Origin of the sequence: Streptomyces sp. NBC_00190 (assembly GCF_036203305.1) — a bacterium.
Taxonomy (GTDB): domain Bacteria; phylum Actinomycetota; class Actinomycetes; order Streptomycetales; family Streptomycetaceae; genus Streptomyces.
The window spans coordinates 7,280,024-7,295,416 of sequence record NZ_CP108131.1; the positions used below are offsets into that span (position 1 = coordinate 7,280,024).

The 15,393-nt window shown below is 69.8% G+C and carries 16 protein-coding genes and 1 pseudogene; 5 read left to right on the forward strand and 12 right to left on the reverse strand.

The window, feature by feature from the left end:
• Positions 1-27 precede the first annotated feature (27 nt).
• From OG429_RS33885 to OG429_RS33920, 8 genes and pseudogenes are all read right to left on the reverse strand, one after another.
• Positions 28-774: a sulfite exporter TauE/SafE family protein gene (locus tag OG429_RS33885; RefSeq protein ID WP_328929071.1), complete on the reverse strand. Its 747-nt coding sequence runs from the start codon at positions 772-774 to the stop codon at positions 28-30.
• Positions 771-1,130 (reverse strand): rhodanese-like domain-containing protein, encoded by a 360-nt coding sequence (locus OG429_RS33890; protein ID WP_328929072.1) that lies wholly within the window; start codon positions 1,128-1,130, stop codon positions 771-773. Before OG429_RS33890 ends, OG429_RS33885 begins: the two co-directional genes overlap by 4 nt.
• A 41-nt stretch (positions 1,131-1,171) precedes the next feature.
• Entirely contained in the window at positions 1,172-2,551 is a 1,380-nt protein-coding gene (locus OG429_RS33895; RefSeq protein ID WP_328929073.1) for a rhodanese-like domain-containing protein, read from the reverse strand.
• Between the two features lie 373 nt (positions 2,552-2,924).
• Positions 2,925-3,260 (reverse strand): ArsR/SmtB family transcription factor, encoded by a 336-nt coding sequence (locus OG429_RS33900; protein ID WP_328929074.1) that lies wholly within the window; start codon positions 3,258-3,260, stop codon positions 2,925-2,927.
• Positions 3,261-3,444: 184 nt separating this feature from the next.
• Positions 3,445-3,855, reverse strand: coding sequence for an anti-sigma factor antagonist (locus tag OG429_RS33905; RefSeq protein WP_328929075.1), 411 nt, complete (start codon positions 3,853-3,855; stop codon positions 3,445-3,447).
• Positions 3,856-3,871: 16 nt separating this feature from the next.
• A pseudogene (locus tag OG429_RS33910) lies at positions 3,872-4,274 on the reverse strand (ATP-binding protein).
• 61 nt (positions 4,275-4,335) lie between these two features.
• Positions 4,336-5,991, reverse strand: coding sequence for a SulP family inorganic anion transporter (locus OG429_RS33915; RefSeq protein WP_328930505.1), 1,656 nt, complete (start codon positions 5,989-5,991; stop codon positions 4,336-4,338).
• Positions 5,992-6,065: 74 nt separating this feature from the next.
• Entirely contained in the window at positions 6,066-6,407 is a 342-nt protein-coding gene (locus OG429_RS33920) for an ArsR/SmtB family transcription factor (RefSeq protein ID WP_328929076.1), read from the reverse strand.
• A gap of 258 nt (positions 6,408-6,665) precedes the next feature.
• Between OG429_RS33920 and OG429_RS33925 the strand changes: the two genes are divergently transcribed.
• Complete coding sequence (locus OG429_RS33925; protein WP_328929077.1) at positions 6,666-7,025, forward strand: zinc ribbon domain-containing protein YjdM; 360 nt, start codon at positions 6,666-6,668, stop codon at positions 7,023-7,025.
• 36 nt (positions 7,026-7,061) lie between these two features.
• Here the strand turns inward: OG429_RS33925 and OG429_RS33930 are convergent, their stop codons facing one another.
• Both OG429_RS33930 and OG429_RS33935 read right to left on the reverse strand, forming a co-directional pair.
• Positions 7,062-7,481: a hypothetical protein gene (locus OG429_RS33930; protein ID WP_328929078.1), complete on the reverse strand. Its 420-nt coding sequence runs from the start codon at positions 7,479-7,481 to the stop codon at positions 7,062-7,064.
• Positions 7,478-7,912 (reverse strand): MarR family winged helix-turn-helix transcriptional regulator, encoded by a 435-nt coding sequence (locus OG429_RS33935; protein ID WP_328929079.1) that lies wholly within the window; start codon positions 7,910-7,912, stop codon positions 7,478-7,480. Before OG429_RS33935 ends, OG429_RS33930 begins: the two co-directional genes overlap by 4 nt.
• A 302-nt stretch (positions 7,913-8,214) precedes the next feature.
• On the opposite strand from OG429_RS33935, the gene OG429_RS33940 reads away from it, so the two are divergent.
• The 4 genes from OG429_RS33940 to OG429_RS33955 all read left to right on the forward strand — a co-directional run bounded on the left by OG429_RS33940 (position 8,215) and on the right by OG429_RS33955 (position 11,850).
• A complete protein-coding gene (locus OG429_RS33940) occupies positions 8,215-8,958 on the forward strand; it encodes a hypothetical protein (RefSeq protein ID WP_328929080.1) in 744 nt (247 codons plus the stop codon).
• Between the two features lie 269 nt (positions 8,959-9,227).
• Positions 9,228-10,454, forward strand: coding sequence for a DUF6545 domain-containing protein (locus OG429_RS33945; RefSeq protein WP_328929081.1), 1,227 nt, complete (start codon positions 9,228-9,230; stop codon positions 10,452-10,454).
• Between the two features lie 132 nt (positions 10,455-10,586).
• Positions 10,587-11,267, forward strand: a complete 681-nt coding sequence (locus tag OG429_RS33950; RefSeq protein ID WP_328929082.1) for a hypothetical protein — start codon at positions 10,587-10,589, stop codon at positions 11,265-11,267.
• 64 nt (positions 11,268-11,331) lie between these two features.
• Entirely contained in the window at positions 11,332-11,850 is a 519-nt protein-coding gene (locus OG429_RS33955) for a toxin-antitoxin system, toxin component (protein ID WP_328929083.1), read from the forward strand.
• Between the two features lie 80 nt (positions 11,851-11,930).
• Here OG429_RS33955 and OG429_RS33960 read toward each other — a convergent pair whose 3' ends face one another.
• Together OG429_RS33960 and OG429_RS33965 are read right to left on the reverse strand one after the other, a co-directional pair.
• Positions 11,931-13,265 (reverse strand): cation:proton antiporter, encoded by a 1,335-nt coding sequence (locus OG429_RS33960; RefSeq protein WP_328929084.1) that lies wholly within the window; start codon positions 13,263-13,265, stop codon positions 11,931-11,933.
• Positions 13,266-13,281: 16 nt separating this feature from the next.
• A complete protein-coding gene (locus OG429_RS33965; protein WP_405677210.1) occupies positions 13,282-15,093 on the reverse strand; it encodes a 2-isopropylmalate synthase in 1,812 nt (603 codons plus the stop codon).
• Positions 15,094-15,393: the final 300 nt, after the last annotated feature.

Genomic DNA, 15,393 nt, shown 5'->3' on the forward strand with positions numbered 1-15,393 from the left:
GGTGTGGCCGTGGGGGTGGCTCCGCTGTCAGCGGATCGCGTCGGTGAGCATGAAGGCCGCGACGGACAGCAGCACGACCGCGAAGATCCGTTGCAGGGCCGGGCCCTTGATCGCGGCGGACAGGCGCTTTCCGTCCCAGGCGCCGAGGATCGCCGCCCCGGTGAAGGGCGCGACGACCGCCCAGTCCAGAGGTGCGGCGCCGCCGGTACGGACGGTGAGCGCGGCGAGCGAGTTGACGGTGATGACGAGCAGGCTGGTCCCGATGGCCGCCCGCATCCTCAGGCCCAGCACTCCTACGAGGGCGGGGACGGCGAGGAATCCGCCGCCGACGCCCAGGAATCCGGTGACCGTGCCCAGGCCCGCGCCGGCTCCGGCGGCCCGTACGGGGCGGACCGGGCGGAACTCGTCCTCGGACGCGGGGGACTTGAGCATGCGCAGGGCCGCGAGGCCCGTGACGGCTGCGAACGCGGCGGTGAGCAGCTGTCCGGGCAGTCGTGCGGCGAGGGCGGCTGCCGCCATGGCGGGAGGGATGCCGGCGGCTGCGAAGAGGGTGCCGGTTCTCCAGCGGACGTTGCCGGAGGCGGCGTGGGTGTAGAGAGCGGTGGCGGAAGTGGCGGTGACGATGATCAGCGACGCGGTGGTGGCGGCCGCCGGGGTGAATCCGAGCAGGTAGATCAGTGCCGGGACCGCGAGCACGCTGCCGCCGCCCCCCAGGGCGCCGAGTGCCAGACCGACAACGGCTCCCGCGATCAGGGCGAGGATGAGCGTGCTCACGCTATCGAGCCGCTGTTTCCGCGGTCGTCGACGACCGGAAGTCCGGCTGCGGCCCAGGCGTTCATGCCGCCCTGGATGTCGACGGCCGAAGCTCCCCGTCCGGTCAGGAGTCTCGCGGCCCGCTGGGACCGGTGCCCGGAGCGGCAGATGACCATCAGCGGCCGTCCCTCGGCAGCCGGGGGCAGGCCGCCGCCGGCCAGCAGGGCGGAGAGCGGGGCGTGCACGGCGCCGGGCGCGTGCCCGGCCGTCCATTCCGCCGACTCGCGTACGTCGAGCAGGACGGCGCCCTCGTCACGGGTGCGCCGGTGGGCATCGGCTGGAGTCACGCGGGCGGGGCCGCGTCGGAAGAGGAACATCATCGGGTCCTTCGCTCGTGGGGAACGGGGAGGGCGAGTCGTCAGCTGTTTTCGGAACGGGGTCCGGTGACCATCGGGAGGCCCGCGCTCCGGGCGGCGTCGAAGGAGTCGTCGACGGCCACGACATCGCGTCCGGCTGCGTCGAGCAGGGAGGCGGCGATCCCCGCGCGCATTCCGCCCGCGCAGTGGACCCACACCACTCCGGTCGGCACCTCGCCCTGGCGTCGGTGGAGCTGGTGGATCGGGATGTGCACCGAATCCTTGATCCATCCATCCGCGCGTTCGGAGTCCCGTCGTACGTCCAGCACGATCCGGTGCTCGTAGGGGTCCAGAGCGGCGAGGTCGGCGAACGTGGCCCGTGGGAAGTCCCGCAGCTCTTCGTTCGCAGAGATCCACTCGGCAGGCTCTCCGGTGGCAGCGGCGGCCGGGCGGTCGATTCCGACCCGGGCCAGTTCCCGCTGAGCCTTCGCCAGCTGCTCGGGGGATTCCGCGAGGAGCGTGACGGGCTTGCCCCAGGGGATCAGCCACGCGAGGTAGGCCGCGATCTTCCCGTCGGCCTCGAAGTTGTACGTTCCCGCTACGTGGCCCTGGGCGAAGGCGATGCGGTTGCGCAGGTCGACCACCCACTCCCCGGCGGACAGGCGGGCCGCGATATCGGCGGCGTCCGCCACGGGGGGAGCGGTGAGGTCGACCGGAGCCGGCCCCGCGGCGTTCGTCGGTCCCATGTGTGCGTAATACGCGGGCACGTCGTCGAGCCCGGCCAACAGGGCGGCGACGAAGGTGTCGACGTCCTGGACGAGCGCGTCGTTGCCCGCCTTCTCCTTGCCGATGGTGGTGGCGTCCCCGTCGGCCTGGGCGGAGGAGCAGAAGCTCCCGAACCCGTGGGTGGGCAGTACCTCGGTCTCGTCCGGCAGTTCGGCGGCCAGCCGGTGCGCGGAGGCGTGCTGGGCGCGGGCCAGCTCCTCGGTCAGGCGGGGCTCGACCAGGTCCGGCCGTCCCACCGTACCGATCAGCAGGGAACCCCCGGTGAACACGGCGACGGCTGCCCCCTGTTCCTCCAGTACGTAGGAGGTGTGGTGCGGGGTGTGGCCGGGGGTGGCCAGGGCCCGCAGCGTGATTCCGTCGTCCACGGCGAAGGTGTCGCCGTCATGGACGGGGGTGCGGGCGAAGGACACCCGGGCCGCGGCGGGCACGTGGTAGACCGCGCCGGTGAGGCGGGCCAGGTCCAGGCCGCCGGTGACGTAGTCGTTGTGGACATGCGTCTCCACGACGTGGGAGATCCGTACGCCGTGCCGGGCCGCCACGGCGAGTACCTGGTCGACGTCGCGCGGCGGATCCACCGCCACGGCCGTGTGGGCACCGCCCGCCAGGTAGCTGCGGTTGCCGAGCCCTTCCAGATCAAGGGTGTCGATGAAGAACACGCTGTCGCTCCTTCTCGCGAGAATTACCCCCGGGGGTATATCTCGAGCGTAGCATCAGTACCCCCGGGGGTATATTTCGGCGTTCGGCTGTCTCCCGTGTGAGCTGCGGCTGTACCCGGAGCTCACCGGGGCGCGGAGCCTCGACCCTGCTGTGTTCCCCGCAGGGTCGGCCCTCTACGCGGCGAGCCGAGCTGTGCGAGCGGCTGGGACCGATGCCTGTGGTCCTGCGGCGCACGGTGGGCGGTCACTCGCGCGGCACGAAGCAGACTGACGTGCTTCCCGCGCCGGTGACACCGGCGCGCTCAAGGTCTCGCCGGGCGGACCGCCGCACGCGGGGCCGGACCCAGTGGACCGCACCGTCCGACGACAGACCCTAGGGGTGGCCGGTGGCGCGGAGGTCCGCCAGGAGTTCGGCTTGGCCTTGGAGGACGCCGGAAAGGATGCCTCTGGCGACCCGCAGCAGTTCAGCGATCTGGGGGTGGGTGAGGCTGTAGTAGACGTTGGAGCCTTCGCGGCGGGTGACCACCAGGTTGGCCTTGCGCAGGACGGCCAGCTGCTGGGAGAGGCTCGCGGCCTCCACTCCGACCTCGGGGAGCATCTCGGCGACCGCGTGCTCGCGGACGGACAGGAGTTCCAGGACGCGGATGCGGACCGGGTGCCCCAGCGTTTTGAAGAACTCCGCCTTGAGCTGGTACAGCGGTGTGCTCACCTGGGTACTCCTGCCTTGACTGCCCATCGCATCCACCCGGAACCGTTCCTTCGTAGGAGCATCCGTCACGCCCCTCTTCACACCTTGTGACCTCCACAATTGCAGATCCCTGCAACTCCTGGGACCCCGGTGGGCGAGGTTCGTGACGTTCGGCCCCCCAGAGAGGTCGGTGCCGGTGCAGGTCTCAGGCGAGGGCGGGTTCCTCGGGGTCCTGCGCGGCGGTCCAGTCATCGGTGCTCCACTGCTCGACCGTGCCGTGGTCGCCGTGGGCAGCCAGGGCGGTGGCGAGGTCGCAGTGGACGGGGACGGGCGGGCAGGTGGCGTCGGGGACGAGGGAGCCGTCCGCGGGTATGGCCGCGAGTTCCAGGCGGCGACCGTGTCCGGCGAGGCGGCGTGCGGCCTGGGCGACGGCGATCTGCCCGCCGGCCGACCAGCCCAGCAGCCCGGTCAGGTCCAAGATGACCGGACCGGTGCCCCGGGCGACCGCCCAGCCGATGGCACCGGTGAACCGGTCCGTCGCGTCCGGGCCGAGATATCCCGCCAGGGACAGTACTCCCAGGTCCTGGCGGGCGGTGTAACGCCATTCGATCGTCATGGTCAGCTCCTCGGCTTCATAGGGGGAAAGTGATCCAGATGGCCTTGCCGCGCCCGTCCGTATCGGTGCGCAGGACGGCGGTGCCGCCGAGCTCCATCGTCATTTCGACCACCATGGCCAGGCCGCTGCCCGGGGCGCTCGTACGCCCCGAAGAGGGCCGGCCGGTAGGGGTGGCGGTCGTGGACGGCGAACGCGAACGCCCCCGGTCCGTGCGCGTAGGTGACCGTGATGGTCGGGGAAAGGGCGGCGGCGTGGCGGACGGCGTTGGTGACCAGCTCGGACAGGATCAGCAACGCCGGGCCCACGCTCGGATGCCGCAGCCCCACGCCGCACTCCACGAGGACGAGTTCGGTGGTCTCGCGGGCGATGCGGACGGCCGAGCCCATCGCGGGTACGTCCAGTACGTGCCGGTAGGGCATCGTCTGGCCTTGGAGGCTCACAGGCCCGCCCCCGTCACGGTGCGGGCCAGGCGGAACCCGGTCATCGTGCGGCCTTCCGGGTGCGGTGCGGTCGGTGACGGATACCGGCCAGCAGCCCCGCCTGCTCCAGGTGTTTGCGGGCCCCGGCGATCGCCTCCGGGGTGGTGGCGTAATCACAGCCCTCCGGGCGCAGCAGGTCCAGGGCGCCGACGGCGTCCAGGGCCTGGCGCTGGCCGGGCCGGATGCCGGAGGCGAGGACGGCGATGCCGCGCCGGTTCAGCTTCTCCACGGCGTCCTTGAGGACGAGGGCGCCGGTGGCGTCCAGGGCGGTCACCCTCGACATGCGCAGGATGACGACCTTCACGTCGGCGACCTCGGAGAGTTCGAGGAGGAAGCGGTGGGCGCCGGCGAAGAAGAGGGGGCCGTCGATGCGGTAGGCGACGATGTGCTCCGCCAGGAGGGCGTGTTCCTCGTCGCTGTGCTCTCCGGGCAGGTCCGGGCGGAAGTCGACCTGCTCCATCCGCGCCTGACCCGCGACCGCCTTCAAGGCGAGCGCCCCCGCGACGACGAGGCCGATGATCACGGCGTAGACGAGGTCGAGGACCAGGGTCGCCGCAGCGGTCAGAACCAGTACGACCGCGTCCGCGCGGGTCGCCTTCACCATCGCGCGGAGCGAGCCGACCTCGACCATCCGGATTGCCGTCGCCAGCAGCACCCCCGCCAGGGCGGCGAGGGGGATCTCCGAGACGAGGGGTGCGGCGGCGAACACGATCACCGCGAGCACGGCGGCGTGGGTGAGGGCGGCCAGCCGGGAGGACGCGCCGGTGCGGACGTTGACCGCGGTCCGGGCGATGGCAGCGGTGGAGGGTACGCCGCCGAGCAGGGGGGCTGCGAGGTTGGCGATGCCCTGCCCGAACAGCTCCTTGTCCGGATCGTGTTTCTGCCCCACGGTCATCCCGTCCGCGACGGTGGCCGACAGCAGCGACTCCAGGGCTGCCAAGGCGGCCACCGCAACGGCGGGAGCCAGCAGGGAGCCGAGTGCCGAGACGTCGAGGAAGGCGAGGGAGGGGGCGGGGAGCCCGGAGGGCAGGTTCCCGATCGGGGCCGCCGCGTCCAGATGGAAGAGCTTCGCGACCACGGTCGCGGCGGTCACCGCGACGATGGAGAACGGGACCGTCGGCTTCCACCGGGCCCCCACCAGCATCACCGCCGCGACGGAGAGGGAGAAGCCGATCGCGGTCCAGTTCGGGAATGCCACGAAATCCACGAGCGCCCGCCAGGCCACCAGCAGGACCTTCTCGCCCTCGGGCTTCGCCACCCCGAGCGCGTTGGGTATCTGCTGAAGGCCGATCACGCACGCGATACCGAGGGTGAACCCCTCCACCACGGGCGCCGGCACGTACCGCACGTACTGCCCGGCGCGAAGGAGGGCGAGGCCGATCAGCAGGACACCGGCCATGAAGCCCACGGTCAGGACACCGCCGGGCCCGTACTGGGCCACGATCGGCACCAGGACCACGGTCATCGCACCCGTCGGACCGGACACCTGGAGGTTCGACCCGCCGAACAGGGCGGCAAGAGCGCCCGCGACCACTGCGGTAGCGAGTCCGGCCTCCGCGCCCAGCCCCGAGGAGACCCCGAAGCCGAGCGCCAGCGGGAGGGCGACGACCGCCACGGTCAGTCCGGCCAGGAGGTCCCGGCGGGGACTGCGGCCCATGACCGCGAAGTCGGCCTGGGCAGGCAGCACCGATCGGACCCGGCCGAGCACGGATGTCAGCACGGCGTTCACGCTCACGGCGCCGGGACCTCGGAATAGCGCAGCTCCTCCAGCAGCTCGCTCTGCCCGGTCAGCACCTCGGTCAGGATGCGCCGTGCCGCCCGCATCAGCTGCGCGACGTCCCCGCCCGCCAGCTCGTAGACCACCGTCGAGCCGTCACGGACCGAGGTGACGATCCCCGAGCGGCGCAGCACCGCGAGCTGCTGCGACAGGGCGGAAGGCTCTACCTCGATCGCGGCCAGCAGGCCGCGTACCGGCATCGGCCCGTCCTGCAGCAGCTCCAGCACCCTTATCCGCACCGGGTGCCCGAGCATGCGGAAGAACTCGGCCTTGGCCTGGTACAGCGGAACCGGCACGGTCTCGCACCCTTCTCACCACCCCGAGCGGCGGGGCACATGTCTGGTGCTGTGCCCGCGGCTACCTACGGGCACAACGCCTATAGCATCTATGAAATTGCAGACTTTTGCAATTTGTAGATACTGCGATCAGTCCGTGCTGCGGCGTCCTGAGGATGTAGCGAATTGCAGAAGTTTGCAATCTGGATATCCTGGTTCCCTGATCGCGCGCGGGTGCCTCCAGTGCTCCGCGCGTACGCACAAGCTAGGACAGAACTGATGACGGCGAGCCTGCCCCCGTGCCCGAAGTGCTCCAGTGAGTACACCTACGAGATGAACGCTCTGATGGTCTGCCCGGAGTGCGCCCACGAGTGGGTTCCGGCCGCGGCCGGGGCGGATGACGCGAGCGCCCCCGGCGAGCGGGTGATCAAGGACGCCGTCGGGAACGTGCTGAACGACGGCGACACCGTGACCGTCGTCAAGGCCCTCAAGGTCAAGGGAAGCCCGTCGGGGATCAAGGCGGGCACCAAGGTGCGCAACATCCGCCTCGTCGACGGGGTCGACGGCCACGACATCGACTGCAAGATCGACGGATTCGGCGCCATGCAGCTCAAGTCGAGCGTGGTCAAGAAGGCCTGACCGCTGTCGGCCGGGGGACCGCCCCCGGCCGGCGCCTTACCACGGGAAAGGGGCGAGGTCGGGCTCGATCCAGTCCGTCTTCGCCTGCGAGGAGGCCAGCGTCGACGGGCGGTAGAAGCGGGCCGTCAGGAGTCGCTTGTCGAGCAGGGCGGGATGGTGGTCGGCGAACGCGGTGAAGCCGTCTTCGCCGTGTTCGGCCGCGTGGTGACCGACCAGCTCCACCCAGGCCCGGCTGACACTGGCGTGGTACTTCTGAGGCGCCCCCGCATAGCGGGCGGTGCGCTGGATGCCGTCGCTGACCAGGCCGATTGCCGCGAGCACACCGACCCGCCGCACGGCCAGCCACGTCAGATGGACATGTTCCCGGTGGCCGAACCGCTCGGCGGTCGCCATCACTTCGGCCAGCAAGGCTTCGAAGTCGGGCGCGTCGGCGGCGTGCGGGGGGTGAGCGGTCATGAGGGCACCTCCGTCAGGGCTTGCAGGGCAGCGCGCAGGCCTGCGATCGCATCCGCCGGCAGGCCGTCGAGCGCGCGGTGCTCCAGATCGGCGATCGCCTGACGGATCGTGGTGGCGGTCAGCTGTCCGGACGGGGTGAGTGCGATGAGCACCTTGCGGCGGTCTCCCGGGCTGGCGCCGCGGGTGATGTGGCCGCGTCGTTCCAGGCGGTCCAGGACGCTGGTCAGCGTGGTGGGGCGGGTGCCCACGGCCGCGCCGAGTTCGGACACGGTCCGGCCGCGGCCGTCGGCCAGGTTGGCCAGTGCGTTGATCTCGGAGGCGGTCAGGTCCAGGTCGACGAGCTCTGCGGCAAGCACGTGCAGGGTGGCGTGGGTGGCCCGCTGCAGAGCAAGCAGGGCCGACCACTCGGATGGCACGGATTCGGACTTCACGATTTCGTATTACCTGCTGCAAGCCGAAGCTGCGTGCGGGCGACGGTGCCGGTGGGGGCGAGCGGCAGCGGCGAAACGCCGTCGCGGGCGAACGGGCGTGCCGGGGCCGGTCGCGGTGACTTGCGGGGCGGGCGGCCTGCCGCATGTTCGCGCTGAGCGCCGGCCGGGACCGGTGCGAGTCCTCCACCGGGAACCTGACGCAACCCTGGCTGATCCCTCGTCAGCGGTGGTTGCTATTGCGGCAGGTGAGCGGTTACGGTCACGCTCGGATGGTCAGCGCTTGGAGTCCTGGAGTGTATGCGGTGAGTGACAGGTCTGCTCCGGATCCGGTGAGCACCGTTCGACGCATCGTGGCCATCCTCGACCGGGTCGGCCGTGATCGCGAGGAGGTGCTGCGGGTCGAGGGCGAGAGCGGGCTCTCGTACGCTTCCGGATTGCCGGCGCAGGACGTCGAGGCTTTGCTGCGCGGCGATCGGGCGCTGTCCGACACGGCCGTCGGCCTCGGGGCGGACCCGGTGGAGGTGCGCCGTCGGCGGGTGGTCGAGCGGATCCTCTTCTTGCGCGCCACGCGCCTGCTGCGCCTGCCCTACGGGCAGTGCCGGATCTATTCGCTGGCGGAGATCGCGGCCGGCGCGGGCACGAGCGCGCAGTGGCTCGACAAGATGATCAAGACGGGCAGAGTCCCGAACCTCGACCACGCGGATGGGATCGCGAGGTTCTTCGGGGAGCGGATCGATTTTCTGGTGGACCCGCCCGCCGAGGCGCTGGATCGTGTGCTGCAGCGCATTCACGTGGGCCTGCTGGAGCAGGCCGTGGAGCGGCAGGACGCTGACGTGCACAGGTTCAAGAACGCGGGCCCGGCCGACGACGTGATGTCCGAGCTGGGCGTTGTCGGGAACGCGGCCCGGTGTTTGGCCGACGTACCCGATGAGACGGCCAAGCCGATCGTGGCGCTCATCGAATCGATCGCACGACGGGCGCGTGAGGATCGGGCGCGGGAGATCCGCGATGCCTTGGACGCGCCGGGGGCGACGAAAGCGGAGTGAGAGCGGTGTCGCGCTCCCGGAAGAACCGCGGTTCACTGGCATGATCTTGGAATGATGCATGGGGGGCCGATGCGGCTGATGACCGAGGGTTTGCCCGATGGCGGGGTCAGCCGTTTCCGGATGAGACGTGACGGGACGCGATCCGCGTCAGCACTTCACAGGGAATTCCTGGCCCCGCTTGCGGGCGACATCGACGGCGCCGAACTCACCGGCGTGGCCGGCTGCATCTGGGCACCACTGGAAGGCTGACCGTGCAACAAGGTTTCAACTTGTATGTTCCCGCAGCCGCGTTGGGCGTCGTGCTGCTGGTCAAGCTTCCCGCCCTGGTGAGGGGGTGGCGCAGCCCTCTGGTCCGCACCGTCAACACTCTGATCTTTCTGCACTGCGCCGGATTCTTCTTCTCCGCCCCGCCCACCGTCACGGTGGTCAACCGGGTCACCGGAGTCTGCAACTTCTCGGCTGTGCTGGTCCAATGCATCCTGTGCGCGTACGCGTGCACCTGCTTGGCTCTGATCGAGAACTGGAGAGGGGACACGGAAGGCAGGGCGCATACCCGGCGGCGTGTGCGTCTCTGGATCCTGGGACACCTCCTCGTGGGCGTGGCGGTCATCAGCTGCTTCATCCTCGGCGACGCGCCGGACGAGAGGCAGCGCGACTTCGACACCTACTACGCCACCACCCCCTACATCAGCGAGATGTTGCTGCTCTATCTGCTCGCGAACATCGTGGCTGCGGCCGCTGCCACGATCGTGTGCTGGCGCTGGACGCTCGCCATCCGCAAAGAGACCCGGACGAACGGATCGTCCACGGCCGACGACTGGCTGCGGGCCGGGCTGTACGTGCTCGTCGCCGGGTTCCTGGCGAACCTCACCTACGGAGTGGTCAAACTGCTCGCCGTCGCCGCCCGCTGGACCGGACGGAACTGGGACGTACTCAACGATCGGGCCGCCTCGTTCAGTTCCATCGCAGCCGTCATCGTCACCCTTGGCTTCCTCCTGCCGATTTTCGGCCCCTGGTTCACCGAACGCCTTGCCAAGCCCGTGAGTACGTTCCTCGCGCTCGCCCATCTGATGCGGGTCGTGCGCCCACCCGCCACCAGTGCCCCGGGCCCCCTCGCGCTGGCCACGCCCTGGTACGCCGGACCCGAGCAGCACCTGGTCAACCGCATGACGAACATCCAGGACTGCATACTCCAACTGCGCCCCTACTGCTCCGACGGGATACGCGAACTGGCCTACCGCGAGGCGGTTCTGAAGGGTGCGCGCCGGCCGGACGCCGTGGCGGCCGGCCTTGCCGCCATGCTGGAGGCAGCCGCTGACGCCCGCGCACGCACCGCCCCGGTCGGCGACGACGAGAGCTGCCGTGCCGCCCACGCCCTGCGCTCGTCCGAGACCGAGTACTGCGACCTCCTGGTCCGCATCTCCCGGGCTCTGCGGCTCCGGCCCCGCCACCGCGGCGCTGCACCCATGGCAGGGGCGCAGCGATCTCCGACGTAGAATCTCTGGCTGAGAGCAGATCATTCGTCGTTGCTCTCACGTTGCGTGAACGGCTACGGTCAGAGCTCGAAACGTCAAGGCCGTCGGAGTCCGTGGGAGCAAGCGTTGAGTGACAGACCTACCGCTGATCCTGTGAGCACGCTCCATCGCATCGTCACCCTCCTCGACCGGTTGGGTGACGAGCGCGAGGACGTGCTGAGAGTTGAGGGAGAGGGCGGGCTGTCCTACGCCTCCGGGCTGCCCGTGGCGGAAGTCGAGGCGTTGCTGCGCGGCGAGCCGGTGGCGTCTGCCGCCGAGGGCGGTGCGGACGTGGTGGAAGCACGCCATCGGCGGGTGCTGGACCGGATCCTCTTCCTGCGCGCCACACGTCTGAGGCCCTCGACCGACGGTCAGCGCCGTATCTACTCGCTCGCGGAGATCGCGGCGGGGGCGGGTACGAGTCCGCAGTGGCTCGACAAGATGATCAAGACGGGTAAGGCTCCGAATCTGGACCACGCCGCTGGGATCGCGCAGTTCTTCGGGGAGAGGATCGAGTTCTTGGTGGCCAGCCCGGCCGAGGCCCTCGACCGGGTTCTGCTCGAGATCCACAAGGATCTTCTGGAGCGGGCCTTCGAGCGCCAGTCCCAACACCTCCAGCGTCTGGAGGGCGGGGACACCGGATCCGGACTGAATCCGGAACTCGGAGTGGTCGGATACGCGGCGCGCGCGCTGGCCGAGGTGCCCGACGACACGGCGCAGCCGCTCATCGCACTGATCGAGTCGGTTGCCCGGCGGGCACGTGAGGAGCGGGCCCGGGAGGCCCGGAGTACGTAGACCGGACCTGCGGGGATGGTACGGAATGTGATGCATGGGGGGCGCGGTGGGGACGTACCGCGAAATGAAGCGACATCGCGATGAGCTGTTCACGGGCACGGCCCGTCCATTACCGGACACTCCGGTCGAACTGTTCCGGGCCGTCTGCGCGTACGTGACGGAGAGCAGCGGGCGTGAGGTGCGCCTGATGCTCGAGCCGTTTCCCCAGGACACGGTCAGTGGCCTGTGGCTCGACATGGGCGACTTCGAGGCGATCGTCGTCGAGGCGAACACATCGCCGCTGCACCAGATGGTGATCGTCGGGCACGAGCTGTGGCACCGCAAGGAAGGAAGCTGCGGGCAGCACGGCGGTGCCGCCGGTGCGGCTGTCGCGGCGCGCATGATCGGTGACCGGTGGAGCCTCGACGATGCCGTCGCCCGTTTCGCCGCCCGCACCGATGTCGATCTCGACGAGGAGCGCAGGGCTGAGAAATTCGGTCGCATGCTGGCCGCGAAGTTCCGCCCGCACCTGGAAGGCATGCGCCCCGGCAAAACACCCGCGTCCGGCGTGGCCGGACGCATATGGGCCTCCCTGGAAGGCTGACCGTCCGGGGTCGTAGGTGCCGCCGCGGCGGACGCCGCTCGCCGGTGGCCCGGCGAGCGGCGGACGTCATGAACCGCGGCTCATCGTTTGGCGCCGACCGGGTCCGGTGAGCGCTCCCGTGTCGAAGGCCGCCCCTCCAGCGGGTGGATCCGGTGCAGGAGGGGTCCGGTCATGATGGTGGTGATCACCGCCATGAAGACCATGGCGGTGAACATCCTGGAGTCCAGGACCTTCAGCGAGAGACCCACATTGAGGATGACCAGCTCGGTCAGGCCGCGTGCGTTGAGGAGAACGCCCAGTGCCGTCGACTCACGAGCCGATGCCCCGGTGAGCACGGCGGCGCCGAACGCGCCCACGAACTTTCCTGCGCACGCCACCGCGACCGCGGCCAGAAGCATGAGCGCGCCCTGCCAGCCGAGACCGCCCAGGTTCACCGAGAGCCCGGTCACGGTGAAGAAGGCGGGCAGCAGGAAGAGGCTGGTCTGCTCGATGCGCTCGGGGACCTCCGGAGCGAGAGCGTCGATGTGCCGGCGCGGGACGACCGCACCGAAGGCGAAGGCGCCGAACACCGCGTGAAGGCCGATCTCTTCCGTGGCCCACGCGCACATCAGCAGGCCGATGACCAGTGCGGCGTGGGTGACGGGACCGCCCGCCCAACGCCGCTCGGGCGCCAGCAGCCACCGCAGGGCGGGGCGGACGACGTAGAGCAGGCCGAGTACGAACGCGGCTGCCTCGACGGCCATCCACGCCAGCGACCCCGCGCCGGTGGCGTGCACCAGGGCGACGACCACCGCGAGCACGCACCACGCGAGAAAGTCCTGGATCGCGGCGCAGGTGAGCGCGATCGAGCCGAGCCTGCTCTTGTTCAGGCCCCGCTCGTCGATGATCCGGGCCAGCACGGGGAACGCGGTGATGGACATCGCCACACCCATGAACAGGGCCGGCTCCAGAAGGCCTTCCGTCCCCAACTCCGAAGTGATGAACCATGGAGCCAGTACGGCCGCCAGACCCATGCCCAGGAGGAAGGGCAGGGTGACCGAGCCGAGGGAAACGGCTGTGACCTGGCGGCCGGCGCCCCGAAGGTGCGCGATTTCGAGCCGGTAGCCCACTCCGAACATGAACAGAACCAGGCCCAGTTGGGCGATGACCTGCAGGAACGGCCGTACGGCGGGGGGAAAGAACAGATGGGAGAGGTCGCCCGGGAGGAGCCCCAGCAGGCTGGGCCCCAGGGCGATGCCTGCGACGATCTCTCCCATCACAACCGGCTGGTGGAACCTCTGGGCCAGCCTGCTGAACACGTAGGCCACGGCGAGCAGAACGGCCAGGCCCAGCAGCACACCACCGGTGCCGACCGAGGCGGGAGGGGCGGCAGCGGCGGTCACCGGGTCAGCCAGGGCGCCGTTGAATCTGTTCAAGGAGTACACCTTCACATCAGGAGGCGGAACGAGCCCGGTTGATGGAGTTGAAGAACGCGGTGGCGGTCGCGACGGCCGGATCGGCGTCGATGCCCACGCCATAGGCGGTGCCGGGGCCACTGCCGGTCCGCAGATAGACGGCGGTGCGCGGGCCGACCGCGTCGTCGACTTCGTGTTGCGTGACGGCGTGAAGCCGAACCTGGTGGCTCGTTCCGCTGAGTGCGTCCACCAGCGCGTCGGTGAGGCACTCCCCGGAGCCGGTGAGAACCTGCTCGTTTCCGTCGGGCTCGACCAGCCTGACCGAGAGGCGGCTGACGTTCTCCTCACGCGTCGCGCGGACTTCCTTCAGCAGCAGACCAGGCCGAGGCTCGACATAGGTGTCGCTGAAGATCTCCCACAGGCGGCGGGACGTGACCTCGACGCCGCTCTCGTCGGTGATCCGCTGGACAGCCTTGGCGAACTCCACCCGCAGCTCGCGTGGCAGGTCGAGTCCGTAGTGGGTCTTGAGTACCTGGGCGACGCCGCCCTTGCCGGACTGGCTGTTGACGCGGACGACGGACTCGTACGTCCGGCCCACGTCCTTGGGGTCGATGGGCAGGTAGGGAACTTCCCACGGCAGCTCGGCCACAGGGCGGCCGGTGCGGGTGGCCCGCTGCTCCAGGGCGGCCAGTCCCTTGCCGATCGCGTCCTGGTGCGTGCCGGAGAAGGCCGTGTAGACCAGGTCACCGACGTACGGGTGGCGCGCGGGCACCGGCATCTGGTTGCTCTCCTCGACCGTACGGCGGACCGCGTCGATGTCGGAGAAGTCCAGTTGGGGATCGACACCCCGGCTGAACAGATTGAGCGCCAGCGTGGCCAGGCACGCGTTGCCGGTCCGCTCACCGTTGCCGAACAGCGTGCCCTCGATCCGGTCCGCGCCGGCCATCACGGCCAGTTCGGCCGAGGCGACCGCGGTACCTCGGTCGTTGTGCGGGTGGACGGACAGGATGATCGAACCACGGTTGTCCAGGTTCCGGTGCATCCACTCGACCTGGTCGGCGAAGACGTTGGGGGAATCGGTCTCCACCGTGGTGGGAAGGTTCAGGATCGCCGGCCGGTCAGGGCTGGCCTCCCACACCGAGGCGACCGCGTTGGAAAGGTCCAGCGCGAACTCCGGCTCGGTCACGTTGAACGTCTCCGGTGAGAACTCGAAGCGCAGGTTCGCCGCGCGCATCGAGGCCGCCCGCGCGGCCACGTGCTCGGCCCCCCGCAGGGTGAAGTCCCTGAGTTCCTGGGGGGACATGGAAAACACCACGTCCCGCCACAGGCACGCGGTCGCCAGGCACAGGTGCACCACCGCCCGCTTCGCTCCCCGGATCGCCTCGAAGGTCCGGTCGATCATGTCAGGCCGAGCCGGCGTGAACACGACGATGGTCACGTCGTCGGGAATCCTGTCGTGCTCGATCAGCTCCCGGACGAATTCGAATTCCGCAGCGCTGGCACCGGGATAACCGACCTCGATCTCCTTGAACCCGGTCCGCACCAGCAGGTCGAACATCATTCCCTTGCGCCGGGAGTCCATGGGGTTGGCGAGTGACTGATTGCCGTCGCGAAGATCCACCGATGCCCACAGCGGAGCCTTCTTGATCTCCCGCCCGGGCCATGTGCGGTCGGTCAGCTCCTGCGACAGCCTGGACCCCTCACGCGCATAGCGGTGGAACGCCATCGGCGACGCGCGCTGCGCGTTCCACGAGGGCTGTCCGACCCCGGCCGCGCCCCCCGCGACGACAGCGGATTCCATCCCCCACGGTGCGGGCAACGCCCCTGTCACCTCAATGAGTTCGGACATCTGAGCCAGCCTCCAAGGTTGGCCGGCGAGCAGCCTCCGCCGACGGAACGTGGCTTCATTCCCCAGGAACGGACAAGGGTTGTCCACCCTCCGATGACCGATCTGTCAGGTCCGTACATCGCCGGGCGAAGCCGTGCGCGGTGGTAGGTTCGAGCCGGTCGAGCGGCCGTTCCCGCCACCACTTTTCCTGCCGTCCGCGCCTCTGTTCCCCGCGGTTGTCCATTCCGGCGAACCCGGCGTCCGGTGTTTCCAGGACTTCGAAGTACCGTTCTCAGCTCGTTCTCGAGCCGACAGAAAGCT